This is a genomic window from Rhodococcus sp. CX (assembly GCF_015865005.1).
Taxonomy (GTDB): Bacteria; Actinomycetota; Actinomycetes; order Mycobacteriales; family Mycobacteriaceae; genus Rhodococcus.
This window is the reverse complement of record NZ_JADZGH010000263.1, coordinates 8,738-10,494: the sequence shown is the minus strand read 5'-3', so window position 1 is coordinate 10,494 and position 1,757 is coordinate 8,738. Positions and strand designations below refer to the sequence as shown.

At 69.0% G+C, this 1,757-nt stretch carries 3 protein-coding genes; all 3 read right to left on the bottom strand.

The window, feature by feature from the left end; translation table 11 throughout:
• Positions 1-3 precede the first annotated feature (3 nt).
• Positions 4-402 (bottom strand): carboxymuconolactone decarboxylase family protein, encoded by a 399-nt coding sequence (locus I0Q12_RS29205; RefSeq protein WP_197257209.1) that lies wholly within the window; start codon positions 400-402, stop codon positions 4-6.
• A 50-nt stretch (positions 403-452) separates the two neighbouring features.
• Positions 453-881 (bottom strand): limonene-1,2-epoxide hydrolase family protein, encoded by a 429-nt coding sequence (locus I0Q12_RS29200; protein ID WP_197257207.1) that lies wholly within the window; start codon positions 879-881, stop codon positions 453-455.
• Positions 878-1,757: serine hydrolase (locus tag I0Q12_RS29195; protein WP_197257205.1), on the bottom strand; the 880-nt coding region annotated here is incomplete at its 5' end. The genes I0Q12_RS29195 and I0Q12_RS29200, both read right to left, overlap by 4 nt.

The window sequence follows — 1,757 nt, the reverse complement described above, 5'->3', positions numbered from 1 at the left end:
CGGTCAGGCGGGGCCGAGCTCGGCCTCGAGGACCTCCTGGGTGACGCGCATCGCGGCGAGGGCGGCGGGGGAGCCGCAGTAGGCGGCCGAATGGATGACGGCTTCGGTGATCTCGGTGCGCGTCAGGCCGTTTCGGAGGGCGCCGCGGATGTGGCCGCGCAGCTCGTTCTCGGCGCGGAGGGCGATGAGCATGCCGATGTTGAGCAGGCTGCGGCTGCGGCGATCGAGACCGGGACGGGTCCACACCGCGCCCCACGCGTGCTCGGTCACGAACTCCTGCAAGGCCTCCGAATCCGTGCCACGGGCACGGTCGAACGCGCGCTCGACGAAGTCGTCGCCCATCACCTCCCTGCGGACCTCGAGTCCGGCCTCGAAACCGGGGGTGCGCTCGGCGTCGCTCATCGTACTGCTCCCTGTTCACACCGCCGAACGGTTCGGCGGCCTCGAGAATTCTACGACCGGCGCAGCACCGCCCGGAGGACACCGGTCGCGGTGGCTCCCAGGAAGGTGGCCATGTCGTAGTGGTCGCGCCACACCCGGATCCGTCCGTCGCGCACCTCGAACGTGCCGCACACCCAGAACGCGATCGACACCCGGCCCACCCGCAGCACGTCCGTGCGTTCGGTCAGCACCACGCCGTTCCCGTCGTCGGCGATGTGGTGCATCACCACCTCCAGGCCGACCGAAGGGCGGGACATTCCTTGGAGCGTGCGGCTGACCCTCGGGAGCCCGCGCAGCGTCGGCAGTCCGGTGTTGTACCAAGCGATTTCGGGATCGAGCAGCGCGACCGCGGTGGCGATGTCGGATGCCGCCAGTGCGTCGAGGAAATTGCGCACCACCGCGATCGCGGACTGGGAAGTGGTCGTGTCGGATGTGGTCATGATGCTCCCTGTCGTGTGAAGGTTCCCATGCCGTCGGAATTCCAGTACTCGAACGTCACCGCATCGGGGGTGAACGTCGCGGTCGAGATCGTCCCGTCCGGGGCGTTCTCGCCGGTGACTTCGAACGTGAACACGTCACCGTCCCAGTGGGTCAGCGGATAGGTCTGGCCCACCGGCCCGATCGTGAGCGCGAGGCTGCCGTCCCGCTGGTCGATGCGTGCCGGTCCGAAGTACGGATTGTCGTAGATCCCGGTGTACCGGTCGAGGGGCTTCGCCGGCGCCGGATCCGTGGGCGGTTCCTGGCCGACCAGCGAACCCTTCGGGTCGGCGTAGGCCGAATATGCCTTCTCGTACAGCCCTGCCCAGTCCTCGCGGATCTCCCCGAACTGCACCAGGTCGACGAACTCGGCATTGAGCGTGTCGGGGACCCCGATCGGCGCGGCGTTGGTGAGCGTGACGATCGCGACGTCGGCCGACGGCACCGCGGTGAACGCGGTGGCCGCGCCGAGTGCGAACGCCCCCGCGTGACCGACCGAGGTCCGTCCCGACGCGAGCGTTCCGACGTTGAACCCGTAGCCGTAGAAACCGCCGCGGCTGTCCGGGGTCGCGGGCGCACGCGACACCACCTGCGGGGACAGTGCGGGTTGCAGCGCCGACGCCTCGACGACGGTGCGCCCCTCGAACTGCCCGTCGGCGAGCAGCATGGTGAGCCATTTCGCCACGTCGTTCACCGACGAGGAGATCCCGCCAGCCGGCGATTGCTCGTCCGGATCGCGGACCTCACGCGCGACGTACTCGCCGTCGACCAGCATGTGCCCCGGCGCCCGGTTCTCCCGAGCGGTGAAATCGTCGAATCGTGAACTGGTCGAGCTCATT